This window comes from Marinomonas posidonica IVIA-Po-181 (genome assembly GCF_000214215.1).
Lineage (GTDB): Bacteria > Pseudomonadota > Gammaproteobacteria > Pseudomonadales > Marinomonadaceae > Marinomonas > Marinomonas posidonica.
Map to the genome: position 1 here is coordinate 312,160 of NC_015559.1, position 26,859 is coordinate 339,018.

Genomic DNA, 26,859 nt, shown 5'->3' on the forward strand with positions numbered 1-26,859 from the left:
GATGAAAAATAGCCAACTCAGCGTTGGCTATTTTTTGCTACTTCCCCGTTTTTTAGATAAGGGCAGAGCTGTTTCCTACCTTTCAACTTAACGGTTTGTTAGGCGGGTTGATCCTGCAAGTTCGTCAAAATCCATTGCTTGAAAATTTCAGCATTAGGGTGAAGGTATTGTTGTACTGGATGGGTTAAGAAAAACGCTTCAGACGTTTCCAGCTTATCTTCAAAGGGAGCGATTAAACTGCCTTCTTCTAACATGCTAGAAACCAATGAGGTGCGACCGAGTGCAAAGCCTAGTCCAAGCTTCGCCATTTCGAGAGCCGAGATTAGCGTGTCGAATTGTATGCCTTGGCCTTTGTCATGGAAGTCGGTACTGGTTTGGTTGAGCCAATAGCCCCAACCTTCTTCATAACCTAATACGTGCAACAATCTGTGCTCTGATAGTAGGTCTTTTTCGAGTGGAAGCGCGTGGTCTTTAACAAGATCAGGACTGCAGACAGGAAAGAGCTCATCCCAGGTCAGTCTCTCGGCTTTCACATCGGACCATATGCCTCGACCGTAACGGATATCTAAATCTGTGTCTTTCTCTTTTTCCTCTTTCCAAATATTACTGGTAAAGCGTATTTGAATATCTGGGTATTGTTCGTAAAAAAGTGGCAATTTTGGAGCCAACCAAGTGGTAAAAAACACCAAGGTGACACGGATGGTCACTTGTCGACTTCGGCCTTGGCCAAACAATTCATCTGTGACCGCGGCCAGTCTGACAATGGAGTCATGAATGGCGGGCATGTAGGCTAAGCCTGCATCAGTCAGGGCGAGACCTCGTGGCAGTCGTTTAAAGAGGGTCGTACCCAGTTGCGATTCAAGACTTTTGACTTGCTGGCTAATGGCCGCTTGGGTGAGGTTGAGTTCATTGGCCGCTTGAGTGAAGTTTAGGTGGCGAGCAGACGCTTCGAATGAACGTAACCAATTTAGAGGAGGCAGTCTTTTTTTCATGTTAGTAATCTCAACATATATTTCAATGTTAGCTATTAATTGATGCCAAAACTTCCTATTTCAGTAACCCTAAGCTGAAATAGAACTTAATAGACTTTTATATTGCTGTTTTCATATTTATTTTTATAAAACAACGCCATAGCTCTTAGTCATCAGAGCTATGGCGATGAGAAGATAACACTTTTGCTGTCCCTAGCATTGATTTTTTTACTTCATGGTTGGCATTGAAAATTCAACACCTTCGCGAACACCAGCAGAAGGCCAGCGTTGTGTCACTGTTTTACGCTTAGTGTAAAAACGTACTGCATCTGGACCATAGGCATGCAGGTCGCCAAACAATGAACGTTTCCAGCCACCGAAGCTGTGATACGCCACAGGCACAGGCAATGGAACGTTAATGCCAACCATACCGACCTGAATGTTGTCAGAGAAATAACGAGCCGCTTCACCATCACGGGTAAAGATACAGGTACCATTACCGTATTCGTGTGCATCGATTAGATCCATCGCTTCTTGCATGGTGCCAACTCGTACTACTTGTAGTACTGGACCAAAGATTTCTTCTTTGTAGCTGACCATGTCAGAGCTCACATTATCAATTAGCGTCGCGCCAACAAAGAAGCCGTTCTCATAACCGGCAACCGTCGTTTGTCGACCATCAACGACAATCTTGGAACCTTGCTGTTCTGCACTATTAATATAGCCGATAACTTTCTCTTGATGAGCCTTGGTGATGACAGGGCCAAAATCGTTTGTGGCATCAGAGTAGGCACCAACGTTTAGATTCTTCATGGCTTCCTGCATTTTTGATACAAGAGCATCCCCCGCAGCATCGCCTACGGCAACGGCCACAGACAGAGCCATACAGCGTTCGCCAGAAGAACCAAACGCCGCGCCGACGAGCTGGTTAACGGCATTGTCCATATCCGCATCAGGCATCACGATGGCGTGGTTTTTCGCACCACCTAGTGCTTGGCAACGTTTGCCATTGGCATTGGCAGTGGTATAGATGTATTCGGCAATGGGAGTTGACCCAACAAAGCTCACGGCCTTGATATGGTCATCATGCAGTAGAGTATCAACGGCTTCTTTGTCGCCGTTAATTACATTCATGACACCGTCTGGTAGCCCAGCTTCTTTTAGCAACTGAGCAATGAAAAGCGTTGAGCTTGGATCACGCTCAGACGGCTTAAGGATGAAGCAGTTACCGCAAACCAATGCCATTGGGAACATCCACAGTGGCACCATGGCTGGGAAGTTGAACGGCGTGATACCAGCGACAACACCAAGTGGCTGGAATTCGCTCCAAGAATCGATGTTTGGACCAACATTTTTGCTGTGTTCACCTTTTAGAAGTTCAGGAGCACCGCATGCGTATTCTACGTTCTCAATACCACGTTGCAGTTCGCCTGCAGCATCATGACTGATCTTGCCATGTTCTTCGCCGATCATGGCGCAAATTTTATCGGCATGTTCTTCCAGCAAGGTTTTAAACTTAAACATGATGCGAGCACGTTTAATGGCTGGAGTATTACGCCAAGCTGGGAAAGCAGCTTGAGCAGCGGCAATGGCACTTTCGACTGTACTTTTAGAGGCAAGATCTACTTGCTTGCTCACCTCACCAGTAGATGGGTTGTAAACGTCTTGTTGACGAGTGCCTTCGACGATGACTTCGCCATTAATCAGTTGTCCAATGGTATTCATTTATGTTTCCTCAAAAAATTATCTGAGCCGTAGTAAAGGCTCTCAATGTTTAAATCGAATTTAATCCCAAAGTTGTTTATAAAGCTCAATGACTTCTTCTGGACTTGGTACTCTCGGGTTGTTGCCCGGTGAGCCAGAAGCGATCGCTTGTTCAGCCATGGTGTCTAGTAATCCCATGTAATGGGCTCTGTCGATGCCAAATTCTTCCGGTGTGGGGACTTTTAGCTCTTCGTTTAGGGCTTTAAGCTCAGCGATCAGCTTTTCGTTGGCACTGTCGTTACTGTCTTGTTGTGACGCAATGCCCATTGCTCGAGCACAATCCGCGTAGCGTTGAACGGCGGCAGGAATAGAATATTCAGTGACAGCAGGCAATAACATGGCGTTGGATAAACCATGTGGAACGTGGAACGCAGCGCCAATGGGGCGACTCATGCCATGCACCAATGCCACAGAAGCATTTGAGAATGCGATGCCAGCTAGTGTCGAACCAAGCATCATGGCTTCACGAGCGGTTTCGTCAGTGCCATCATGATATACACGGCGAAGATTCGGTGCGATTAAACGCATGGCTTCCAAAGCTTGAGCATCACTGTATAAGCTGGCTTTTTTACTGACATAGGCTTCCATCGCATGGGTCAGCGCATCAATCCCCGTATCGGCCGTGGTACGTGGTGGCAAGGATAGCGTCAAGTTGTAATCAACCAAGGCTGCCACAGGCATAAAACCGACGCCCATGCAGAGCATTTTTTCGTCTGTGTTTTCATCTGTAATGATGGTTACCTTGGTGACTTCTGAGCCTGTACCCGCCGTCGTTGGGATGGCAATAATGGGTAAACCAGCTTCAGTGACAACGCGAGGAAATTTATAATCGCGCATTTCGCCACCAAATTTACCCAGTATGCTAATGGCTTTAGCACTGTCGATTGGGCTACCGCCACCCAAGGCAATAATGCTGTCGTAATCGCCTTCTCTTACTTTGTTAACGCCAGATTGAATCGACGCGACAGTGGGTTCTGGTACTGTGTCGTCAAAGATGTCAGCCGACATGTTTTGGTCAGCGAGAACGGCTTGAATTTTTGCCGCATAGCCCAATTGCACCATCATTTTATCTGTGATGATCAAAGGACGGCGACAGCCAAGGCTCTCTAGAATATTAGGAGTGGCATGACTGGCGTCTTTGCCGACCTGTAACATGCGCGGAAGAATGATTTGAGTAGACATACTGTTTCCTAATGTTATGAGTGTGAAAAACGGTTGCGTCGTTGATCGATTACAGACCGCGATTTGCCATAATGCAGAAGCAAATCGCGGCTATTTGATAGTCTAGTCAAATAGTCAGTTATCGATTAAGACTTTCCTTCCGTTGAGGGTTTCAGTTGTTCATCCTGACTGTTTCGGATCTCTTCTTTTAGCGATTTAACCAGTCCGTAAGCCGCCATAATGACGATGAAAGAGAAAGGCAGAGCGGCGACGATTGACGCTGTTTGCAAGGCTTTCAATCCACCAGCATAGAGAAGTACTGCGGCAACAGCACCGATGGCCGCGCCCCAAAAGACTCTGAATTTTGCTGGTGGATGTTCATCACCAAAAGACACAATAGTACAAATAACTAGAGTGGCGGAGTCCGCAGAGGTAACAAAGTAAGTCACGAGCATCAAGGTACACAGGCTGGAAATAATGATGGTGACAATATCCCCTGCGTTCATGCTTTCAATGGTCGTGAACAATGCCATGGTGGTGTCGGCATTCACGGCTTCAGTGATGCCGCCTGCGCCAAACAACTCAACAAACATCGCTGTGTTACCAAAAATAGAAATCCAGAAAGCGGCCAATAGCGTTGGTGCAATTAACACACCGAAGACGAATTCACGAATGGTACGGCCTTTAGAGATACGCGCGATGAAGATACCGCAGAAAGGTGCCCAAGCGATCCACCAACCCCAGTAGAAAATCGTCCACCAACCTTGCCATTGACCTTTTGGATCTGGATCGACCCAGAAACCTAGCTCAACGACGTTGGCAACATAATCACCCAAGTTAGTAATAAACGCGCCTAATACATAAACCGTTGGTCCAAAGACAATGAACAGCAAAAGGATCACGATGGTTAAGTGCATATTCCACTCACTTAAGATCTTGATACCTTTATTTAGGCCAGTTAAAACCGAGCCTGTTGCAATCACCGACAAGATGGCAATGAGGACAATTTGATTGGTCGTCGAAATCTCGATACCAAACAAATAAGACAGACCCGCGTTCATCTGCTGCGCGCCTAAACCTAGAGAGGTCGCAATACCAAATACAGTACCGAATACCGCTAGCAAATCTGCGGCGTGACCGATTGGTCCGTAGATTCGGTCTCCAAAGATTGGGTGTAAGCTAGATCGAATGGAAAGTGGTAGGCCTTTTCGGTAAGAAAAGTAAGCCAATGCCAAACCAATCACAGCGAACAATCCCCAACCGTGAAGTCCCCAATGGAAAATCGCGATACGCATGGCCACTTGTGCTGCCTCAACTGTATTTTGTTGGGATTCTGCGATTAGCGGGTTGCTCTGCAAATGATAAATGGGTTCAGCAATACTCCAAAATAGGATGCCTATGCCAATACCGGCACTGAACAGCATGGAGAACCAAGCATAATTACTGAATTCTGGGCGATCTGAATCTTTTCCAAGGCGAACATCACCGTATGGACTGAAGCTTATCCAGACCGCGAAAAATAGGAAAAAACTAATTAAACCAATGTAATACCAATCTAGATTAGTCGAGATATAGCTATTGGCTGAACTGTAAAGACTGTTTGCTAGGGTTGGATCGAAGACGGTAAACAAGACAAACAAGGTCACCAGTAGAGCAGAACCAACGGCTAATATTGGGTGAGTACCCGAAAAGACACCTGTTTTTGGAAGGACATAAGATTTGTTATTCATAGTGTTGACTCCGTCTGCGCGTTGTTATGCTTTGACAATTGCAAAGTAAATTCAGCCAGTATGGACTGTTTTGCGTAGACGAGACAAGAGTGCACTGTATGTTTCATATTGCGATTCTCTCTTTTATTTTTATTGTATTGTTAAGACATTCATCGGCCACTAACGAAGATCAAATCTCGTCGGTTTGTCTTAATGGTTTTGTTGCGAAAAACATTGTTATGAATCTCTTCCAAACTGAGAAGCAATAAAAAATTCACCTAAGACCCCATAAATTTTATGGGTCATTTTTGCCATTTTTTAGGCATAAAAAAAATGATATCTGAGGCCATTTATATTTTGCTGGTTCACGCTCAAATTCACTCCTAAGATTCTGTTTTCGACGATTCGCTGGGTAAATTCACTATTACCAATCACGTCGTACAAACCTAAAAGCAGCCGGTTTACCGGTATAAAAATAAATAATGCCAGTCTATTTAAACCCTTTATATAAGCGGTTTTGGCACTAGGTTAACTAGGATGAAGTGAATATGAACAAACACAATCAATTACCTTTAACAGGTGTCCGTGTGGCCGATTTTGGTCAGCAAATTGCCGGTCCTGCTGTTGCTATGGTATTGGCCGATTTAGGGGCAACGGTGGTACATATAGACCCACCAACTGGGCCCAGCTGGCAGCATCCTGCCAATGCAATTTTGAATCGGAATAAAGCGTCTCTGCGGTTGGACCTCAAGAGTCAATCTGGTTTAGAACAAGCGCTAGAAATTATTGCCAATGCCGACATTGTGATTGAAAGTTTTCGCCCAGATGTGATGAAAAACTTGGGCATTGATTTTGCTGAGTTACGCCAACAGCGTCCGGAATTAATCACACTTTCCATGCCGGGCTTTGCCAGTAACGACCAACTTCGTCGTGATTGGAAAGCGACCGAAGCGGTCGTGGCCGCCACGTCAGGTGCCTTTACCGATATGGGCTTTAACCGAGTGTTAATGGGGGTCAATCCGAGCTATTCGCCACTGCCTTTAGGCTCGGCTTATGCCATTACCTTAGCGGCCAGTTCCATTGCTTTAGCTTTGTTTGAAAGAGAAAAAACGGGTCGTGGAGATACCATTGAAGTGCCCGTTGCAGCGGCGTTGATGGAAGGTCTTTCCTACAATTCCTATGTGGTTGATCAATTACCTGAGCGTTATAAAACCATGCGTGAATTGGAAATTGAACATCGCAAGTTGAATAACATCGAAATGGACTTGGACTATGAGCAGTTGCAAGAGTATTTAGACCCATTTTACCGTACCTATCTTTGTGCCGATGGGCGTATGTTTTATTGCGTTTGCCCTTCTCACCGTAATCATGCCAAAAGAGCGTTACAAGTTTTGGGTATTTATGATGAATTGATCGCAGAAGGCTTACCGGATGTGAAAGATTTACACGCCCCGATTCGTGAATGGGAAGGGGAAACCTCGATTGGTGTTTACCCATTGCCGAAAAAGTGGGCGGATATTATTTCAGCCAAAATGAAACGCGCCTTTTTGCAAAAAACCTCCGAAGAATGGGGCGTTATTTTTGGTGAAGGTCAAATTCCGGGGGCACCTCATCGTACCACTCAAGAGTGGGTAAACTGCGAATACACCAAAGAATCTGGCTTAATTGTGGAAGTAGACGATGCTGAGTTTGGCACCATGAAGCAGCCTGGGCCGATTGTTTGGTTTGAAGGCGAAGCCGATGCCATGTTGTCACCGAAAGCGCGTGAAGACGTTTCTTTTGATGAGGCGGTAAGCCGTTTGAAAGAGGCGGAACAGATGGATCAATCATCACGTCCTCATGGTACAGACATTCAAGCTGCCAGTGGCGACGGTTGGCTAAGTGGTATTCGTATTTTGGATTTGACCAATGTGATTGCAGGGCCACATTCGTCTGCATTTTTGTCCCGTTTCGGCGCAGATATCATCAAGTTAGACCCAGTAACACCCCTATATGATCCTTTGATTGGCATTCTCTTTACCTTCCAAGCTGGGGTGGGTAAGAAAAGTGTTCTGATGGATATTATGACCCCGGAAGGACGAGAAATATTTGAACAGCTGGTGAAAAGTGTCGACATGGTGGTGATGAATGCCCCAGAGCGTCAAATGGTGCCTTTAGGATTAGATCAAGCGACTCTGAGTGCGATTAATCCAGAGGTACTTTTTTGTCGTCTTGACTGCTTCGGTGCGCCGCGTAAAGGACGCAAAACCAATTACATTGGTTATGATGACATTATTCAGGCGAACAGTGGCATCATGAGTCGTTTTGGTCGCCCAGAAACGCCAGAGGAACATGCCCATCTAGGTACCCTTGATGTGAACTGTGGTTTTGCCGCCGGTTTAGGCATGGCATTGGCGTTATATCAGAAACGTAAAACTGGCAAAGTGAGTCGTGTGAGAACCTCTTTGTCGGCGGTGACTAATATTGCCCAGTTACCATTTGCTTTTGATTATGAAGGCCGCGAGTCTTTTGACGAGCCATCTGGTCGAGAAGTTCTCGGTAGTCATGCCTTGTCTCATTTTTATCAAACTCAAAATGGTTGGCTATTCTTGGATGCGAAGCCAGAGGAGTTGGATAAAATCAATCAAATTGCAGAGCTTGAAGGCATTCAAGCGAGTGAAAATATTGAGTGTTTCTTAAGCGATGCCTTTGTCACGCAAGAAACTGAGTTTTGGTTAGAGGCTTTCCGTCAAGTCGATGTGGCCTGTGCTGAGCCTTTATCTATTGAGTATTTACGCGATAATAACAGCCGTCCAGCCGATCAAACGGTTGGCATTGACCGAGGCAGTTATGCTTTTTCGGTTTACGCTGATCATCCGAGCGGGCATTGCGTCACACAAATTGACCAATATGCGATTCGTCCAGCGGAGTCGACTATTAAAGCGGCGACACCAACAGAGAAATTTGGCCACTCGACCAAAATCGTATTGGCCGATCTTGGCTTTAGTGACGAAGACATTGACAAGATGTTAGCGAAAAGAATCGTGGCCACCAAGTGGAGTAATGAATTCTTACCAAGCTAATGGATAGAAAGTCAGTACATAGAGATTACCAAACTTAGCCAACTCAATGAGTTGGCTTTTTTTTTGTGTTTGTCTACATGAGCACCAATCTTTTACTTATTTTGGGAGGGGAAAAAATAGCCAAAGGCTGAAAATCCAGCGGATTATACTAATATTGAAAAAGAGTAACTGTGTGTGTACGGCGATTGGAAAGTGACATTTTTGGAGAGCTCATGCCATTCAATATTAATCAAATTGATGAATATATGCAGACTCTCATTGTAAATGCTAAAGCGTTATTGAGAGAGTCTGAGGTTTTGTTTGAGCATAAAGCCTTTGCTCGTTCTTACACTCTTTCTCATATTGCCAGAGAAGAAATTGTGATGTGCAAAATCCTGTATGCGACTGGTCTTAGAATCACTTCTGGAATAGAAGTGGATTGGAAACTGACCATGAAGAGATTGCAGAGTCATCAATTGAAGCTAAAACAAGAAATAGTTGGAAATTCAATTTTAGCGGCCATGTTAGATGACAAAGAAGATTTTGGAAAAATGACAGTTAGCGCGGACGTGTTACCTTATAAAACACACAACATGAAAATTAACTCTCTTTATGTTGATATATCTACGGATGGAAAAATGAGCGATCCCAGCAAAGTAATTAGTAAACGTCTGGCCAAACGTAATATACAGTTGGCGTGTCACGCTATTGATGAAGAGGCTTCAGCCCAAGCCAAAATGAGAAAACGATCAGGTTGGAAAGTAAAGAATAGGCCAGATGTTCCCTCTGTCAATAATATGAGCTTCGAGGATAAAAAGGCATTGATTAAAAGCGTGGTGTCTTTTTTAGTGAAGCATTCTGAACAATGATGCAAATAAGGTGAGTCAGTTGTCTCCCGGAATAGGTAACACAACAGTTAAGGCATCATTGTGACGTTACGATTGATTAAACAGACTGATTAACGGTTGTTTTCCTATGGATCAGTGATGGTCATTGCGTCTTAGATGGGCTTCAAAAGCTCTAATTAATAAGGATAAACTGAGAGTCAGGGTGAGGTACATGAAGGCCACGACGTTATAGGTTTCGAAGAACTGAAAGGTCGAGGAACTGTAGACTTTGGCGAGCTGGGTAATGTCTTGCACACCTAATACAGAAACCAGTGCAGAATCTTTTATCATGGCGACAAAGTCATTACCTAATGGCGGTAAAATCTTTCGCATGGCTTGCGGCAAGATGATCAAGCGAAATCGTAACCAGCTGGATAAGCCAAGGGATTGCGCGGCTTCAATTTGGCCTTTGCTGACCTCCTGAATACCGGCACGAAACACTTCAGCAATAAAAGCACTGTAACTGATGGATAAGGCCAAAATAGCGCGCCAGAGCATGTTGAAGTCTCGAGTTCTAGCCATTTCGATCCAGCCAGCTTCAATAGGCCATTGTAATAGCCAATTATAAAGATGGACCATTTCGCCAGCACCGACAAAGGCGATGTAAAAAAGCAGTACCAACACGGGAATACCACGAAAAATTTCCACATAAAAACGAGCGAACTCTCGCAAAATACGCCATCTTGAGAAGCCGGTTAGGGCAATGATTAAGCCCATTGCACTGGCTAATAAAAAGGCGACTAAGGTCACGCCAATGGTGGTCAATAATCCGTTACTTAACGCGCCAGCGATTCTTTGATAACTGTGGTTTGCCACCATGTTCCATAGCAAGACTAAGCCTATGATAAGAGTAGTGACAAGCCACCAAGGGGTGCGATCTAAGGTCTTTTTAAGGGGCATCATATTTCAGTTGTAGGTTATAAGGAAAGCAAACCGATAACCGTTTTTAACCGATTATCGGTGATGTGTTAGTCATGTTGTGGCGTCATCACTGGCACCTAAACCATGAATGATGGATTACTGGTTATAGTCAAAAAACCATTTCTTGTTTAACGCCTCTAAGGTGCCATCCGCTTTCATACTACGGATCGCTGCATTTACCGGTGCTACCAGATCAGACTCAGGTGTAAAGATAAAACCGAAATCTTCTGTGCCAAGTGGGCCACCAACAATTTTAAACATCCCTGGGTTGGCACCTATGTATCCACGCGCCGAGGTGGCATCCATTAACACACTGTCAACATCGCCCGATTTTAAGGCTTGTACAGAAGCGCCAAAGGTCTCTAATAAGGTAATGCGGGGATTGTCTTCGTTGCCATCTAATACGTCATACACGGCCACATAGAAGTTCGTTGTGCCAGCTTGTGCGCCAAAGTGTAGGTCGTCATTAGCAGCAAAGCTTTTGGCATCGGTAAATCGGTCCTCATCCGCTCGTACTAACATGAACTGTTGCGAGGTCATGTAGGGAATTGAGAAATCAATTTGCTTAGAGCGTTCGGCATTAATGGTAATGCCATCCATGCCGATGTCGTACTGGCCTTGTCTTACGGCTTGGATCATGGCGTCCCAGCTACTTAACTGCCATTCAATGTTAGCATTTAGGCGTTTGCCGATTTCATTCATGGCATCGTATTCCCAACCTATACCTTGACCTGTGTTGGCATCGACAAAATTCAGTGGTGTATAGGCGTTTTCGGTAACGGCTAGAATAGTACGACCTTGAAGATCGGGTAGGGCAGCAGCCTGGCTTGTACAGGCAAATAGTAAGCTCGCCGCGAAAACCAAACGGGACAGCAATAAAAGCATGATGATTACCTTATTAAAAAATGGTTGAAAGGGCGCTATCGATTCGATATTAGTTGAGGATTATACACATTTGTGTCACTCGACACTATGTGGAACGGGCTGTTCGGTAGCATCTAAGCAAGGAAACGCGTATATTCTGGTTATTCGAAACAGCCCTTATTCACTATCGTCATTGATGAGTCATAACCATTATGAGTAATCGCTTACGCGAATTATCGTCACAGCATGCTTTTCAAACCCAGTGCCTTGCACAGATGGGGGTGGTGACTTGGCTGAATGGTGTGGAAGAAACGACGGGGCAAGTGTATTTCCCTGCGCAACCTTGGCAAGCTCAAGGCAATGTGTTGACGGACTCTGAAACCTCGATTGATGAGATAGCTCCCTCTGTCCCAGATGACAGAGAGTCTGGCTTCTCGGCCAAAGCCGCTCAACCCCAGGTGAGGTTAGACCCCGAAGAAAAACAACAATCTGTTTCCAATTTGCGCGAGCAGCTAAATGCGGCGCCTGAAATCATTGTTGAAGATCTACAGCCGATTGAAGAATTGGCCGTCGACATTGAAGTGGCGGCGGACGTTAGTTTGAGTCAGGTATCCTCGATTGAGCTTAGAGCTTATGCTTTGTCGAATAAACTGTTGATTCTGAGTGATGTGCCTGCGGTTTTCTCGCAGCAAGAAGCAATCGATCAGTTGGCGTTGAAATTGGCACAGGCTTTATTAAAAGAGCCGGTTGAAAACTGGCAGCGTTATGCGTTTGCTTGGCCTGGGGTATTGAAAAATCCACACTTTTCAAATCGTACTGATTGGTTGATTGGTGCGTTGGAATCCTCGGTTCAACGTTGGACCCAAGAATTTTTACCCGAAGCGAAGCTGGTGATAGCGGGAAGTAAAATCGCCCAATTAATGGACGACTTGCCCGGCAGTAGCCCGTTAAAATCCTATGCTACAGCTAGGATTGTGAGTTTATCTGAGTTACACCGAATTCCTGAGTTGCGAAAGGAAGCTTGGAATAGCATGCAAACGAGTTTCTTTTCGTCCCATTAATACAATGAAATGCGGCGTCTATCTATGAATTCTACCTACGTGATTCGTCCAGCTGTTGAATCTGATGTGTTAGGTCTCGAAAGCTTGGACAAACATTCAAATCCTCATCCTTGGGGCCGCACTTTGGTGGCCGATGCTTTGGAAGTTCGCCTAAATTGGGTGATGTGCGAAGCACAAAATCCCAACACCATCGTCGCTTGGCTGACCGCGTCTCGCTGTGTTGATCAATCCGAACTGGAGTTGGTATTGGTTGATTCAAATGTGCGCCGGCAAGGCATTGCTAAACAATTGGTGCAGCATTGGCTCGACAGTTTGAATAAGCAAGGTGTTGCGGAATTTCTATTAGAAGTGCGTGAATCAAATTTGGCCGCGATTTATTTGTATGAAGCTCTAGGGTTTGAATTGGTGGGTCGGCGTAAACAGTATTATCAAACAGAGACAGGTCGCGAATCGGCTTGTTTGTACACGTTAGTTTCCCCTGTCGGAAGAGGATAGAAAGATGAGCAAAGTATTGGTACCGGTCGCCAATGGCAACGAAGACATCGAAACCATCACCATGATTGATGTGTTGAGACGTGGCGGCGTGGAGGTAACAGTCGCCAGTGTCCACGAAACAACCAATGTGACCCTAGCCAATGGTTGCCAACTAACGGCGGACACTCTGTTGAGTGAACACACTGAGAAAATGTTTGATGCCATTGCTTTGCCAGGTGGTATGCCGGGGGCCGAGCATCTTCGTGATAGTGACGTCCTAGTGGACTTGCTGGAAAAACACGATATTCAAGATGCATTATTGGCGGCGATTTGTGCATCGCCTGCGCTGGTGCTGGGAACGCATGGTTTTGTCGTGGACAAGCAAGCAACTTGTTACCCTGGATTTGAATCAGGTTTAACGGGAGCGGAATACGTGGCGGATGAGCCTGTGGTGATGGACGGTAATATTTTAACCGCGAAAGGTCCTGCGGTTTCCATGGTGTTTGCATTGACCTTGTTGGCGAATCTTAAAGGCTATGAAGAGGCGCAAAAAGTCGCCGAAGGCTTGTTGTGTTAAAGAATGCTCATTCCTGACCAAAGAGTTAGTTAAAAAGCACGAAAATAGGCTGCATTTCACCATTTCAGCGCCATTCTTAGGTGGACGATTCAACCTGTTCAGAGTAAAATTAGGCAGATTTTTTGAACGCGAGATCCATCTACATTCTGATGATGGATAGACGGCAAAAACGCAATTTCTTAAAAGCGAGATGGGCCGCCGGTTCGTCTCGCTTTTTTGCAACCTGATAGGCTCTAAACGGGAGGTTCCTTTGGCAACATCAGCGATTCTAGCTCTGGAAGACGGCACAATTTTTAAGGGCGTGTCGATCGGAGCGGATGGCTCATCAACCGCAGAGGTGGTATTCAACACCTCAATGACTGGTTATCAAGAAATTCTTACTGATCCTTCCTACGCTCGACAAATGGTCACTTTGACTTACCCACATATCGGTAATACTGGTGTTAACTCTGAAGATGAAGAGTCTAACCAAGTGTGGTGTTCGGGTTTAATTATTCGTGATTTACCTTTATTAGCCAGCAGCTGGCGCAAAGAAGAGACCTTGTCTGACTACCTAACTCGTAAAGGTGTGGTTGGCATCGCGGATATTGATACTCGTAAATTGACTCGTATTCTTCGTGAGAAAGGTGCACAAGCTGGTTGCATTATAGCGGGTGACAGCATTAATGAAGAAGAAGCCATTGCTGCAGCGCGTGCTTTCCCTGGCTTAAAAGGCATGGATTTAGCGAAAGAAGTGACGGTGCAAGAAACGTACGAATGGACTGAATCCACTTGGGATTTGGTTGAAGGTCATACTACTCCAGAAAGTTCCGAATTTCATGTTGTTGCCTATGATTTCGGTGTGAAGCGTAATATTTTACGTATGTTGGTTGAGCGTGGTTGCCGCTTAACCGTTGTACCAGCGAAAACACCAGCCAGTGACGTCTTGGCGTTGAATCCAGATGGTGTGTTTCTATCAAACGGCCCAGGTGATCCAGAGCCATGTGATTACGCAATCCAAGCGATCAAAGACATTCTAGAAACTGAGCTTCCTGTATTTGGTATCTGTCTTGGTCACCAATTGTTGGCGCTGGCCAGTGGTGCTAAGACCAAGAAAATGAAATTTGGTCACCATGGTGCCAACCACCCAGTTCAAGACATCAAGCAAGGTACTGTGATGATCACTAGCCAAAACCATGGTTTTGCGGTGGATGAAGACAGTTTGCCTGCTAACTTGGAGATGACACATAAGTCTCTGTTTGATGGCTCTTTGCAGGGAATTAGTCGAACCGATAAAAAAGCGTTCAGCTTCCAAGGTCACCCAGAAGCGAGCCCAGGGCCACATGATGTTGCGCCTTTGTTCGACCAATTTATTGACAACATCAAAGCCTCAAAAGCCTAAAAGGAGCGGAACGAAAGATTATGCCAAAACGTACTGACATAAAAAGCGTCTTAATTTTAGGTGCTGGCCCGATTGTTATTGGTCAAGCCTGTGAGTTTGATTACTCAGGTGCGCAAGCCTGTAAAGCCCTGCGTGAAGAAGGCTTCCGAGTGATTCTAGTCAACTCGAACCCTGCCACTATCATGACGGATCCAGTCATGGCCGATGCTACTTACATCGAGCCGATTGAGTGGAAAACGGTTGAAAAAATCATTGAGAAAGAGCGTCCAGACGCGGTATTGCCAACCATGGGTGGGCAAACGGCATTGAACTGTGCGTTGGATCTAGAGCGTCATGGTGTTCTGGAAAAATACAATGTTGAAATGATTGGTGCGACGGCTGACGCGATCGATAAAGCAGAAGACCGTAATCGTTTTGACCAAGCGATGAAGTCAATTGGCCTTGAGTGTCCTCGTGCGGGCATTGCACACAATATGGAAGAGGCCTTGAAAGTACAGGCTGAAGTCGGCTTCCCTTGTATTATCCGTCCTTCTTTCACCATGGGTGGTACCGGTGGTGGTATTGCTTACAACATGGAAGAGTTTGAAGAAATTTGTACTCGTGGTTTGGATTTGTCACCAACCAACGAATTGCTAATCGATGAGTCTTTGATCGGTTGGAAAGAATACGAAATGGAAGTGGTACGAGACAAAAAAGACAATTGCATTATTGTTTGTGCCATTGAAAACTTCGATGCCATGGGCGTTCACACAGGTGACTCCATCACAGTAGCACCAGCCCAAACCCTGACGGACAAAGAATACCAAATCATGCGTAACGCTTCTTTAGCTGTATTGCGTGAGATTGGTGTTGAAACCGGTGGTTCGAACGTACAGTTCGGTATGGATCCGAAAACGGGCCGTCTTGTGGTGATTGAAATGAATCCTCGCGTGTCTCGTTCCTCTGCCTTGGCATCAAAAGCGACTGGTTTCCCGATTGCGAAAATTGCTGCTAAGTTGGCCATTGGTTACACCTTGGATGAATTGCAGAACGACATCACTGGCGGTCAAACGCCTGCAAGTTTCGAACCTGCGATTGACTATGTTGTGACTAAGATTCCTCGTTTCACTTTTGAAAAATTCCCTACGGCGAACGATCGACTCACTACACAAATGAAGTCGGTTGGTGAAGTCATGGCGATTGGTCGTAGCTTCCAAGAGTCTTTGCAAAAAGCTCTGCGTGGTTTGGAGACGGGTTCCGACGGTTTCAATCCTCAGCTGGACATGGCAGAAGAAAACAGCAAAGAGAAATTGTCACATGAGTTGCAATCACCAGGTGCCGATCGTATTTGGTACATTGGTGATGGTTTCCGTTCAGGTATGTCTGTAGACGAATTGTATGCTGTGACCGGGGTTGATCCTTGGTTCTTGGTACAGATCGAAGACCTTATCAAAGAAGAAACCGCTTTGTCTGACAAAGGCTTGGCTGACATGACGTTTGACGTGATGCGTCGCTTGAAGCGCAAAGGTTTCTCCGATGCTCGCCTTGCAGACTTACTACAAGTAACGGAGAAATCCTTACGCGAGCGCCGTTATTTGTTGGATGTGCATCCGGTTTATAAGCGCGTTGATACCTGTGCGGCGGAGTTTGCGACGAATACCGCTTACATGTACTCCTCTTATGAAGACGAATGTGAAGCGGCACCAACCGACAAAGATAAGGTCATCATTCTAGGTGGTGGCCCTAACCGTATCGGTCAAGGTATCGAATTTGATTACTGCTGTGTCCACGCGGCGCTTGGTTTGCGTGAAGACGGTTACGAAACCATCATGGTGAACTGTAACCCAGAAACGGTTTCAACCGATTACGATACCTCTGATCGTCTGTACTTTGAGCCAGTCACACTAGAAGACGTATTGGAAATCGTACGTACTGAGAAGCCAAAAGGGGTGATTGTTCAGTTCGGCGGACAAACGCCTCTGAAAATTGCTCGTGCTCTTCAGAATGAAGGTGTGCCTATCATTGGTACAACGCCAGAAGCCATTGACCGTGCGGAAGACCGTGAACGTTTCCAAAGCATGATTCAGCGTCTTGGTTACAAGCAGCCTAACAATGCGACAGTACGTTCTACAGAACAGGCGATTGTGAAAGCGGCGGAAATTGGTTATCCATTAGTGGTTCGCCCATCTTATGTTTTGGGTGGTCGGGCAATGGAAATTGTTTATAACGAGAAAGAACTGACTCGTTATATGACAACGGCCGTTAAAGTTTCTAACGACAGCCCAGTATTGCTTGATCACTTCCTGAATGCTGCTATCGAGATCGACATTGATTGTGTGTCTGATGGTGAGCAAGTGGTGATCGGCGGTATTATGCAGCACATTGAGCAAGCGGGTGTTCACTCTGGTGATTCTGCATGTTCATTGCCACCTTATTCTTTACCTGCAGCAACGCAAGATAATATTCGCGAGATGATTAAGAGCATGGCGCTTGAGTTGGGTGTGATCGGTTTGATGAACACTCAGCTAGCGGTTCAGGATGGTGAAATCTACGTCATTGAGGTGAATCCTCGTGCATCACGTACGGTTCCATTCGTGTCTAAGTGCATTGGTCGCTCTCTGGCGCAAGTGGCGGCCTTGGTCATGGCAGGTAAGAGTCTGGTTGAATTGGGCTTTACAGAAGAGATCATTCCTTCTTACTACAGTGTTAAAGAAGCAGTCTTCCCATTCAATAAGTTCCAAGGTGTGGATCCTATTCTTGGTCCTGAAATGAAGTCGACTGGTGAAGTCATGGGGGTTGGCGATACGTTCGCAGAAGCCTTTGGTAAAGCGGTATTAGGTGGTGGTACAGAATTGCCAACATCAGGGCGTGCTTTTATCAGTGTACGTGATATGGATAAAGAAGGTGCGGTCGCGGTTGCTCAGCGTCTGGCGCAACAAGGTTTTGATCTTGTTGGTACAGAAGGCACAGCGAAATATCTGACGGAACATGGCGTTGAAGTTCGTAAGGTGAATAAAGTAAACGAAGGTCGTCCTCATATTGTGGATATGATGAAAAATGGCGAAATCGATTACATAATTAACACCACATCAGGTACTCAAGCGATTACCGACTCTTCTTTGATTCGTCGTACAGCATTACAGCGCAAGGTTTGTTACACTACGACATTGGCTGGCGCTGAGGCGACGAGTTTGGCAATTGGCCTAACCGGCGAAACCAAAGTCAGAAGATTACAAGATTTGCACTTGGGGAAATGATGAAAAAGGTTCCAATGACAGTAGAGGGTGAAGCTCGTCTTAGAGAAGAGCTGAATCACTTGAAAACTGTTGTCCGTCCTCGTGTTATTGCAGACATTGCAACGGCACGTGAGCATGGCGACTTAAAAGAAAACGCGGAATATCATGCTGCTCGTGAAGAGCAAGGTTTTACTGAAGGTCGTATTAAAGAGATCGAAGGTAAACTGTCTGATTCACAAGTGATTGATGTGAAGTCTATGCCTGCGACTGGTAAGGTTGTCTTTGGTACAACTGTTACTCTGTATAATGTTGATACAGAAGATACGGTCACTTATCAGATCGTTGGTGATGATGAAGCGGATGTGAAAGTGAAGAAGATTTCTTATGCTTCACCTATCGCAAAAGCTATTATCGGCAAGGAAGAAGGCGACGAAGTGGCTGTTAAGATTCCTAGTGGCGAAGCGGTTTATGAAATCGAAAAAGTTCAATACCTTTAATATTGGACTGAGTTAAAAAACCACCCTGTGAAAGCAGGGTGGTTTTTTTGTGTCTAAGGTAACGAAAGGCTATTGGGCCTGTTTAGTCTTAGTGTGATTGAAAGCCTTATTTAGCATTAAATAAGTGAGTGTTAGAGACCAAAAAAGCTTTAAGGTCTTCGAGTTTTAGTGGTTTTGAGAAGTAATACCCTTGGAACACATCACACTCCAAATCGGCGAGTATTTTTCTTTGTTCATCTGTTTCAACCCCTTCCACTACGGTTGTGATGTTTAATCTTCTAGCGATTGCAATAATGCCTTCTACCATAGCAAGGGTATTGCTGTTGGTTGTAATGTCATCAACAAAGCTCTTGTCTATCTTAAGTTCATCAATCGGCAACTGATTTAACAAGCTCAATGAAGAGTAGCCTGTTCCAAAATCGTCCAAGGAAATACGAATGCCCTTCTCGCGTATTTTTTTCATTAAATTTTGAATGCCGATAACATCGTCGATAAAGAGGTTTTCTGTTACTTCAAGTACCAATTCAACGTGAATGAAGCTGTGCTTTTCTATCAGTTCAATCAATCTATCGAAGAATTCATTATGCTGAAATTGGCGTACTGAAATATTGATGGATACGGTTACAGGTAAGCCTGTTTGGTTTTGAATTTCGGTTATGTCAGCAAACGTTTGGTCGATAATAAATTCACCGATAGGTAACATTAGTCCACAAGTTTCCGCAACGGCAATGAATTTATCTGGTGGGACAAAACCTAGTAATTGATTTTCCCAGCGAACTAATGCTTCGACACCAAGGGTTCCGCCATCGCGACGTATTTGTGGCTGATACATCATGTACAGCTCATTCTGTAATATGGCTTTCTTCAGCTCTTGCTCCATCTGTGCACGATATTTATAAGCTTGCTTGAAGTCCTCGCGAAAGAAGGTAATGGTGTTGCGTATTTTCTTTGCTTCGTACATAGCAAGATCGGCATAGCGTTTGAGCTCGTCCAAATCTTGACCATCTTCTGGGAAGGCGGCTATACCAATGCTGGCGCTTAACACAAAACGATAATCACCGATCATTGAAGGTGATGCCAAACGGCTCTGAATGGCTTGGCAGAAGGTGCTGATGCTGCTCTCGTTCTTGTTGAAGGCCACAATAATGAACTCGTCGCCGCTGTAGCGTACCAAAACATCTTGTGGGCTCACTAAGGATTGCAATCTTTCGGCAACTAGGCAGAGTACTCTGTCGCCAATTTCGTGACCGTAACCATCATTGATGGCTTTGAAATTATCTAGGTCGATGAAAATAAGATAATAATTCGAGCCTTTTTTCATTGAAGCTAATTGTTGATCCAAATAAAAACGATTGTGAAGCGCGGTTAGATAGTCGTGACTGGCTTGATGCTCTAGGGCATCTTTGATGCGTTTTTCATTGGTGGCGATGCCTCTGAATAGCAAATAAATCAGTAATAAGGAACCGACAAAAATGCTAATGAGTACCTGTAATTCTTTGAAAAACAAGCCTAATACATAGTCATTGTCTAATGTTAGTTCTGCCCACAAATCATATTGAGGTAAATAACGGCTTACAGCTTGGCTGGTTGAGCCTGGTTGCACACTGGTGGTAATGACTTCCAAGTCATTCGCTTTGATGTCTTCAATGCTCAGGCCTTTTTTCAGTTTTAGTGTGCGAAAAGCTTGTGCAATATTGGCTTGAGGAATTTGGTAGTTGTAAATTTCCGGATCGAGTTGATGGTGAGTCAGCACTATTTGAAAATACCTATCGCTGCCGCGATAGAGATAGAGGTCACTGTTGTTTTGATTGCTTTCACCCTCGAAGAAAAACTTAAAGCCTTTCGGAATGTTTATTACGGTAGATAATACGAATAAAGCATTACCGTCTGGGTCTACAACGGATTTTCGCATTGGGAAGGCAATGGTTTTTAAGACTTCACTTTGGTAGGTGCGCCCCAACACCATTTTGTTGGATGCCAGTGTTTGTTGGAAGCTTTCACGGTTTTCTGCTTGTGATAAGAGGTTAAAGTTGGCTGGGAGTTTGACGCCTGAAGAGGCTGCATATACATCGCCATTGGGTAAAAACAAGCCGACGCCAATCATAGAATTGTCGACTTCTACAACAGAGTCCATGACTTTTTGAATGATGTTTTTATCTGTCAATTCTCCGTAGGCCGTGACTTCTTTGGCTACGAGATCAAGCAGAACCTCATATTGACGCAAGGTAGATTGAATAGAGTTGGCCGTCAATGACATAAGCTTCTTTTGTTCAGCGGTATATTCTTCATAAACTGTTTGGTAGCTCACAAAAGTCGCCGCGCCAAAAAATAAAAACCAAATCAGAGTGGTTAGATAAAAAGCTGTCCAAATATTTTTTTTGAAAAAGGTCATTTTTGTCTCGTACAGATAAAATGTTTGTCGGAGTTAAGGTATTAAGCGGGTTTTAGTATTTGTCTTTAGTATAAAAAATAGTTAGGCACTTTATTAAATATAGAGCCCAAAGAATGTAACCACCACTGTAATCAGTAGGCTTGTTGTGGATTTGTGTAACGCTTTGTTGGTGGTGTTAAATTGTTTTCTGACTTTTTTACTGGAAATTGATCGGCATGGTTATCCCTATTTTACTTTAGACAGGTTTTTTTTTAGATACAAAGCATAGAGAGCTTAATCATCTCTAGGACAAGCTCAAAGAACGTAATCATTTCTAGTACAAGCTCAAAGCATCACATTGGAGGCGATGGAGTGTGTGATGCCAATGGGCGCAATAAAAATTATACCTGCATGAACCATGATCATGTCTGAATCGACTCTAAGGTTGAGCTGACCATCAATAACGAAAAGTCTTTCTGGGGTATCGTGTGCCTCGTCTGAATTGAGTGTGCCGTCCAAAGACGTGAGAATAAAAACACCAGCCGAGGCTGGTGTTTTTCTAACTTAATCTAACACATACTTGTTAGTGTTGAGCTTTCTTAAAGGCTTTAATCAAAGCTTGAGTTGATGCATCCAGTGCGCTGTTGTCGCTGTTGCTGACTAGGCGGTTATAGATGTCTGTACCCAATACTTTACCTAGTTCAACGCCCCATTGATCGAATGAGTTGATGCCCCAAATGGTACCTTGGACAAAAGTGCGGTGCTCGTAAAGCGCGATTAACGCTCCGACACTTGCGGGTGTCATTTTGTCAGTCAGTAAGGTGTTGCTTGGACGATTTCCCTTGATCACTTTATGTGGTGCAATCTTAGCAACTTGTTCGTCTGTTGCTCCGGCATCTTTTAGCTCTTGTTGTGCTTGTTCAAGGGTTTTACCTACCATTAGCGCTTGCGACTGACTCAGGCAGTTCGCGAACAAGTGCGTGTGGTGTTCTGCAATGGGGTTGTGGCTGGTTAATGGTGCGATGAAATCCACAGGTACAAGGCGAGTGCCTTGGTGCAACAATTGGTGGTAAGCATGTTGACCATTTGTGCCAGCGCCACCCCAGATGATTGGACCTGTGTCTGTTTCGACAGCGTCGCCATTGAGTAGATTTGCTTTACCATTACTTTCCATATCAAGCTGCTGAATATGAGCAGGCATGGCGCGTAAATAGTGGTCGTATGGAATCAATGCATGGGTTTGTGCATTGTGGAAGTTGATGTACCACACGCCCAAGACACCCATAATGACAGGTAGGTTTTCTTCAAGCGGCGCGGTACGGAAGTGCTCATCCATTTGGTGAGCGCCGTCTAGCAATTCGTAAAAGTTATCCATGCCAACGGCAATGGCCACGGGTAAACCAATCGCAGACCAAAGCGAGTAGCGTCCGCCAACCCAATCCCACATAGGGAAAATGTTTTCTTTAGCCATGCCAAAATCAACGGCTTTCTTGACGTTTGAGCTAACCGCCGCAAAGTGTTTGCTGACATTGTCTTGTGAGCCACCGTTGCTTAGGAACCAGTCGCGCGCGGCATTGGCGTTAGACAGGGTTTCCAGTGTGCCGAAGGTTTTTGATGAGATCACGAATAGCGTGGTTTCTGGATTAAGTTGCTTTAGTTTGCCAGTGATGTCTGAACCGTCAATATTGGCGACGAAGTGAACCTTTATGCTGTCTTTTTTGTACGGCGTGAGCGCCTCAGCGACGACTTTAGGACCAAGGTAAGAGCCACCAATACCAATTGACACCACATCGGTAATGGCTTTTCCGGTATAGCCTTGCCATTCACCAGTGTGCAGTTGCGCAACAAATTGTTCCATCTGCTTTAATGTGGCACGAACTTCCGCGAGTACATTTACGCCATCCACCATAAGAGTGTCTTGTGCTTGGCTTGCACGTAGGGCGACATGTAGTACTGAGCGATCTTCTGTGTTGTTGATGTGGGCGCCGCTGAACATACCGTCAATGGCGTTTTTCATACCCGCTTCATTTGCCAGTTCTGTCAGCAAAGAAAGGGTGGTGTCATTGGCTCGGTTTTTGGCATAGTCAAGGGTCCAGCCAGCCGCTTGTGCTTGATATTTGTCAGCGCGCTTAGGGTCGGCTTGGAAAAGTGATGTCATATCAACAGAGATCATCTCCTGTTGATGTTCCGCCAGTTTTTTCCAGGCAGAAAATTCAGTGGGTGAACGCATTACAATCTCCCTCGTGTTTGAAAGTGAATTAGGTTATGGGGTTGAGTTTAAGGTTAAATTACTCAGCTTGCCCAAGTTCTACGCGCAAGTTGTCAATAAGACGTGCGCTCCCTAGATGTGCTGCGGCCAAGATGACCAAGCACTTCTCTTCCTCTGTTGGCGTTTGTAAGTTATCTTGCGCGCGGATTTCAAAATAATCACGACGGAAACCAGCCGCTTCAAGCTTCTGTTGAGCTTGTTCGCGGATGTCCTCGTGACTCGCGCTGTTTGCTATGAGCTGTTCTTTTGCCCAGAGTAGTGTTTTGTACATTGTCGGTGCAATGTCTCGTTCTTGTTCTGTTAGATAGCCATTACGAGAACTCATCGCCAAACCATCGTCATTTCGGGCGGTGTCTATCCCTATAATGCGAACATTAGAGCTGAGATCTCGTGTCATGTCTTCGATGACTTTTAATTGTTGGAAATCTTTATTACCAAAAATAGCGCAATCAGGCTGCACTATGTTGAATAATTTAGTGACGACAGTCGCCACGCCGACAAAATGCCCAGGGCGAGAAGCACCACAGAGTATGTCGGATAAGCCAACTACTTCAATCTGTGTCTGACTGCGTTTTCCATCTGGGTACATTTCTAACGCATCTGGAGCAAAGACATAGTTACAGCCATTGGCCTTTAATACCTTCTTATCTTCTTCAAGGGTTTTTGGGTAGCGCTCTAAGTCTTCGTTGGCGGAAAACTGCATTGGGTTGACGAAGATAGATGAAACGACAATGTCTGCTTCTTGTGCTGCTCGACGGATTAATGACATATGGCCGTCGTGTAGGTTGCCCATGGTTGGTACAAAAGCAATGCTCTTATCTTGAAGGCGTAAGGTTTTGAGTGCTGCTCTTAATTCGGCAACGGTATGAAACGTCTGCATTATTGAAATCCGTGTTCTGGGCCAGGAAAGCTGGTGCTTTTTACTTCGTCTACATAGGCTTCAAAGGCCTGAGTCACATTACGACCATCGATTAAAAAGTTTTTGACGAATCGAGGGACATGGCCAAGGTTGATGCCTAACATATCGTGTAAAACTAATACTTGGCCATCCGTGTGATGACCTGCGCCAATGCCGATGGTTGGGACTGGAACCGCTTCGGTTAACGTCTTGCCAAGTTCAGTAGGGATGCACTCGTAAAGTAGAATGTCGGCGCCAGCTTCCACTAGATCTAATGACTCTTGTAACAATAATTCGGCCGCATCTTGGCTCTTGCCCTGTACTTTATAGCCGCCTAACTTATGAACGGATTGAGGGGTTAAGCCTAAATGAGCGCAAACTGGGATGCCGCGTTGGCTTAACAGTTTAATGGTGTCAGCAAGCCAGCTGCCACCTTCTAGTTTCACCATGTTGGCCCCGGCTTGCATCAGTTTAGCGGCATTGTCTAATGCCTGCTCTGGCTTGCTGTAACTCATGAAAGACATATCTGACATGATAAAGGCATTGGTGTTGCCACGTTTAACGGCGGCGGTGTGATAGCACATTTCTTCGATCGTCACTGGCAAAGTACTGTCTTTGCCCTGAATGACCATACCAAGGGAGTCGCCGACCAGAATGGTTTCAACGCCAGCCGCATTCATAACGTTCGTGAAGGAGGCGTCATAAGAGGTCAGGCAGGTGATTTTTTCTTTATCGATCTTCATTTTTTTGAGTGTCGACAAAGTAACGGGTTTGGCCAGTTTTTTTTGTGAGTTGTCTGAATACATATCTTATTCTTCTGTGATAATAACCAAGTCGCTGGTATCAAGTTGGTGTAACTGCTCGGTAACGGTTGTGCCATTCACCAAGAGCATATCGGGAGCAAGATCATGAAGAGGTTGGATGACAAAGCCTCGTTCAAGCATAAAAGGATGTGGCACAGTCAATCTTGGTAAATCAATCTGCTCTTGTCCATACAATAACAGATCTAAATCTAAGGTGCGCGGTCCCCAATGACGTTCGCGAAGCCTGTGATGATCTTGTTCAATGGATTGCAGTAGATCCAATAATTCGATGCCAGATAATGACGTTTCGAATGACGCAACTGCATTCACATAATCCGGTTGATCTTGTGGACCAACCGGTTTGCTGGCGTACAGTTTAGATATTCTCAAATTGTTCAAACTCGGCTGTTTAGCAAGAGTTTGGATGGCTTGGCGAATCTGCTCAAGTGGCTGATCAAGATTACTGCCAAGACCAATGTAAGCTGTCATCATCTGCCTGTCTCTTATGAGTCGCTTGAAATGTCTCTCTGTGGGGCATTGCTTTTACGACGTCGACGAGGGCGACGTTTCTTCGGCCCTTCATTATTATTCGAGCGGCTATCAATTTGTTTAATAAGGTCGCGTTGTTGGTTCTCGTTGCCATGCTGGAAAGCTTCCCACCAGGCGCCAAGATCGTTCAACTCAGTGCCGCTTTGTTCACGTATCAGTAAAAAATCAAAGCCAGCTCGAAACCTTGGGTGCTCTAACAGTTGAAAAGCGCGTTTGCCATAACGTTTCGGTAGCCTAAGTTGCATGTCCCAAATTTCACGCATTGGTGTTGAGAATCGACGTGGGATGGCGGTAGAAGCGACCTGATTATCAAGCACCATGTTGGCTGCTTGATGAAGCGCAGGTGTGACAGGCATGCCTTGCGCCTGAAATTCTTCGTGTCTTAGGACGACACTTGGCCACATTAGGATGGCATATAGGAAGTAAGGCGCGGTACTTTTACCGCTTTGAATGCGTTCGTCCGTGTTCTTCAGACCGCGCAGAATAAAGGCTTCAGGGTCAATGTCATCACGTTTCCAGCCACTTTGAAGCAAGGCGTCTGTGTCTGGGAACAAGTAGCGAAACAGGCCATATTCACGTAGCAGGGCAAAGGTTCTAATGCCGTTACCACTGCCCAGCAGTTTTAATACTTCTTCAAATAAGCGAGCAGGGGGAATGTGGTCAAGTAAATGGGCCATTTCTTTTATCGGGGCTGCTGTACTGGCTTCTATCTGAAAGCCAAGCTTACCCGCAAAGCGAATCGCGCGAAGCATCCGCACAGGGTCTTCTTGGTAACGCTGTTTAGGGTCACCAATAATACGAATTTGCTTGTTTTTAATGTCGGCAAGACCGCCACAATAATCGTGAATGCTAAAGTCTTGAACATTGTAATAAAGGGCATTGAAGGTAAAGTCTCGGCGCTCAGCATCTTCTTCTATGTTGCCGTAAACATTGTCACGTAGAATGATACCGTGCGTGGAGCGAGCCGAATCTTTGTCTTTTAATGACGTTTGCGTGGCACCTGGGCTCGGTGTCTCTTCTTGTGCTGTATTGGCTCGAAAGGTGGAGACTTCAATAATTTCTCGACCAAAGGTGACATGCACTAAACGAAAGCGTCGTCCAATCAATCGGGAGTTCGAAAAGATGGCGTGCACTTCTTCAGGTGTGGCATTGGTGACCACGTCAAAGTCTTTGGGTTCTATGTCTATCAAGTGGTCTCGTATGCAACCACCCACTAAATAAGCATCATAACCGGCTTTATTAAGACGATATAAAACCTTAACAGCATTCGGACTCATGTCCTGTCTTGAAAGGCTGTGTTGTTTACGAGGTATGATAATGGGGTAAGTCTGTGCTTTAGTCGGTGTGAACACAGAAGAGGCTTTACGTACCAGAGATTTGAATCCTGTAAGCATTAGACAACAAATTTAAAAGTTAACGAAAATGGCATTCTACACGTGATGGCGA

General features: G+C 45.2%; 20 protein-coding genes. 8 read left to right on the plus strand and 12 right to left on the minus strand.

From position 1 onward, the window contains the following. Positions 1-98: 98 nt before the first annotated feature. The 4 genes from MAR181_RS01420 to MAR181_RS01435 all read right to left on the minus strand — a co-directional run bounded on the left by MAR181_RS01420 (position 99) and on the right by MAR181_RS01435 (position 5,626). Positions 99-992: a LysR substrate-binding domain-containing protein gene (locus tag MAR181_RS01420; protein ID WP_013794829.1), complete on the minus strand. Its 894-nt coding sequence runs from the start codon at positions 990-992 to the stop codon at positions 99-101. Between the two features lie 207 nt (positions 993-1,199). Continuing rightward, positions 1,200-2,696 (minus strand): CoA-acylating methylmalonate-semialdehyde dehydrogenase, encoded by a 1,497-nt coding sequence (locus tag MAR181_RS01425; RefSeq protein ID WP_013794830.1) that lies wholly within the window; start codon positions 2,694-2,696, stop codon positions 1,200-1,202. Positions 2,697-2,756: 60 nt separating this feature from the next. Then, positions 2,757-3,917 (minus strand): iron-containing alcohol dehydrogenase, encoded by a 1,161-nt coding sequence (locus MAR181_RS01430; protein WP_013794831.1) that lies wholly within the window; start codon positions 3,915-3,917, stop codon positions 2,757-2,759. 125 nt (positions 3,918-4,042) lie between these two features. Further along, the gene (locus MAR181_RS01435) at positions 4,043-5,626 is read right to left on the minus strand and encodes a BCCT family transporter (protein WP_013794832.1); all 1,584 of its coding nucleotides are present in this window, start codon (positions 5,624-5,626) and stop codon (positions 4,043-4,045) included. A gap of 527 nt (positions 5,627-6,153) precedes the next feature. Between MAR181_RS01435 and MAR181_RS01440 the strand changes: the two genes are divergently transcribed. After that, on the plus strand, positions 6,154-8,667 hold the full coding sequence (locus MAR181_RS01440) for a CoA transferase (protein WP_013794834.1): 2,514 nt from the start codon (positions 6,154-6,156) through the stop codon (positions 8,665-8,667). Between the two features lie 212 nt (positions 8,668-8,879). After that, positions 8,880-9,515, plus strand: coding sequence for an AbiV family abortive infection protein (locus MAR181_RS01445; protein ID WP_013794835.1), 636 nt, complete (start codon positions 8,880-8,882; stop codon positions 9,513-9,515). 111 nt (positions 9,516-9,626) lie between these two features. Here the strand turns inward: MAR181_RS01445 and MAR181_RS01450 are convergent, their stop codons facing one another. Then, a complete protein-coding gene (locus MAR181_RS01450; RefSeq protein WP_013794836.1) occupies positions 9,627-10,436 on the minus strand; it encodes an amino acid ABC transporter permease in 810 nt (269 codons plus the stop codon). A gap of 114 nt (positions 10,437-10,550) precedes the next feature. Next, entirely contained in the window at positions 10,551-11,339 is a 789-nt protein-coding gene (locus MAR181_RS01455) for a transporter substrate-binding domain-containing protein (protein ID WP_013794837.1), read from the minus strand. 191 nt (positions 11,340-11,530) lie between these two features. Between MAR181_RS01455 and MAR181_RS01460 the strand changes: the two genes are divergently transcribed. The 6 genes from MAR181_RS01460 to greA all read left to right on the plus strand — a co-directional run bounded on the left by MAR181_RS01460 (position 11,531) and on the right by greA (position 18,523). After that, positions 11,531-12,379 (plus strand): hypothetical protein, encoded by an 849-nt coding sequence (locus MAR181_RS01460; RefSeq protein ID WP_013794838.1) that lies wholly within the window; start codon positions 11,531-11,533, stop codon positions 12,377-12,379. Positions 12,380-12,403: 24 nt separating this feature from the next. Continuing rightward, positions 12,404-12,874, plus strand: a complete 471-nt coding sequence (locus MAR181_RS01465) for a GNAT family N-acetyltransferase (RefSeq protein WP_013794839.1) — start codon at positions 12,404-12,406, stop codon at positions 12,872-12,874. Between the two features lie 4 nt (positions 12,875-12,878). Further along, positions 12,879-13,430 (plus strand): DJ-1 family glyoxalase III, encoded by a 552-nt coding sequence (locus MAR181_RS01470; protein ID WP_013794840.1) that lies wholly within the window; start codon positions 12,879-12,881, stop codon positions 13,428-13,430. Positions 13,431-13,680: 250 nt separating this feature from the next. Next, the gene (gene carA / locus MAR181_RS01475) at positions 13,681-14,811 is read left to right on the plus strand and encodes a glutamine-hydrolyzing carbamoyl-phosphate synthase small subunit (RefSeq protein WP_013794841.1); all 1,131 of its coding nucleotides are present in this window, start codon (positions 13,681-13,683) and stop codon (positions 14,809-14,811) included. A 20-nt stretch (positions 14,812-14,831) separates the two neighbouring features. Next, positions 14,832-18,047 carry a carbamoyl-phosphate synthase large subunit gene (gene carB, locus MAR181_RS01480; RefSeq protein WP_013794842.1) on the plus strand — a complete coding sequence of 1,072 codons (3,216 nt, stop codon included), beginning with the start codon at positions 14,832-14,834 and terminating at the stop codon, positions 18,045-18,047. Next, a complete protein-coding gene (gene greA / locus MAR181_RS01485; RefSeq protein WP_041651100.1) occupies positions 18,047-18,523 on the plus strand; it encodes a transcription elongation factor GreA in 477 nt (158 codons plus the stop codon). Before carB ends, greA begins: the two co-directional genes overlap by 1 nt. 106 nt (positions 18,524-18,629) lie before the next feature. Here greA and MAR181_RS01490 read toward each other — a convergent pair whose 3' ends face one another. The 6 genes from MAR181_RS01490 to pcnB form a co-directional block, all read right to left on the minus strand. Continuing rightward, on the minus strand, positions 18,630-20,831 hold the full coding sequence (locus MAR181_RS01490; protein ID WP_245546196.1) for a bifunctional diguanylate cyclase/phosphodiesterase: 2,202 nt from the start codon (positions 20,829-20,831) through the stop codon (positions 18,630-18,632). A 646-nt stretch (positions 20,832-21,477) separates the two neighbouring features. After that, the gene (pgi, locus tag MAR181_RS01495; protein ID WP_013794845.1) at positions 21,478-23,124 is read right to left on the minus strand and encodes a glucose-6-phosphate isomerase; all 1,647 of its coding nucleotides are present in this window, start codon (positions 23,122-23,124) and stop codon (positions 21,478-21,480) included. A 58-nt stretch (positions 23,125-23,182) separates the two neighbouring features. Further along, on the minus strand, positions 23,183-24,043 hold the full coding sequence (panC, locus tag MAR181_RS01500; RefSeq protein WP_013794846.1) for a pantoate--beta-alanine ligase: 861 nt from the start codon (positions 24,041-24,043) through the stop codon (positions 23,183-23,185). Further along, positions 24,043-24,867: a 3-methyl-2-oxobutanoate hydroxymethyltransferase gene (panB, locus tag MAR181_RS01505; protein ID WP_013794847.1), complete on the minus strand. Its 825-nt coding sequence runs from the start codon at positions 24,865-24,867 to the stop codon at positions 24,043-24,045. Before panB ends, panC begins: the two co-directional genes overlap by 1 nt. Positions 24,868-24,870: 3 nt before the next feature. After that, positions 24,871-25,353 carry a 2-amino-4-hydroxy-6-hydroxymethyldihydropteridine diphosphokinase gene (folK, locus tag MAR181_RS01510; protein WP_013794848.1) on the minus strand — a complete coding sequence of 161 codons (483 nt, stop codon included), beginning with the start codon at positions 25,351-25,353 and terminating at the stop codon, positions 24,871-24,873. A 14-nt stretch (positions 25,354-25,367) separates the two neighbouring features. Continuing rightward, the gene (gene pcnB, locus MAR181_RS01515) at positions 25,368-26,807 is read right to left on the minus strand and encodes a polynucleotide adenylyltransferase PcnB (RefSeq protein ID WP_013794849.1); all 1,440 of its coding nucleotides are present in this window, start codon (positions 26,805-26,807) and stop codon (positions 25,368-25,370) included. Between the last annotated feature and the right edge of the window lie 52 nt (positions 26,808-26,859).